The sequence below is a fragment of the Streptomyces sp. MB09-02B genome (genome assembly GCF_033794485.1).
Lineage (GTDB): Bacteria > Actinomycetota > Actinomycetes > Streptomycetales > Streptomycetaceae > Streptomyces.
Genome location: NZ_JARGEE010001011.1, coordinates 1 through 515 on the forward strand (window position 1 = coordinate 1; position 515 = coordinate 515).

The 515-nt window shown below is 75.0% G+C and carries 1 protein-coding gene; it reads right to left on the reverse strand.

Annotated elements, in window-relative coordinates:
- The coding region (locus tag P1P70_RS45615) for a hypothetical protein (RefSeq protein WP_319248498.1) at positions 1 to 515 on the reverse strand (515 nt) is incomplete at both ends.

The following is a 515-nucleotide window of genomic DNA, read 5'->3' on the forward strand; positions in this document are numbered from 1 at the left end:
GGGCTGGTGCGTGGGCTGAAGGGTCGATGGGTGCGAGGGCTCTTGGGTGGGCTTCTGGGTGGCCCAGGACTGGTCGCCGCTGAGGGAGACGTCGAAAGCGGCGCTCCACTGTTTGCCCTCGCCGTCGTCGGCGGCCGCCGGGCACACGCCGTCGACCCCCCACTCGGTGGCCGCGTTCGCCGCGTCGACGCCGGTCTCGAAGTCGGCGGCGGGCGCGATCTTCGCCGTGCCCTGGTAGGAGGGGCCGGCGGCGGCGTCACCGTCGCCGGGGAGGCGTTGCAGTGTGACGGTGCCCTGTTCGAACGCCTGTGAGCTGGCGTCGATGGTCTCGGGCGCGGTGCCGCCGGTCGGGTCGCAGGCGACGGAGAAGGTGAGGGTGCCGCCCGGCTCGACGGACTGCGGGTTCACCTCGGCAGCGGGATCCGCGTACGCGGGCGGTGCGGCGGCGCCCAGGACGACGCCGATCAGGGCGACGGCGGACAGGACACGGGCTCTGCGGCGCACGGGCGGGCGCG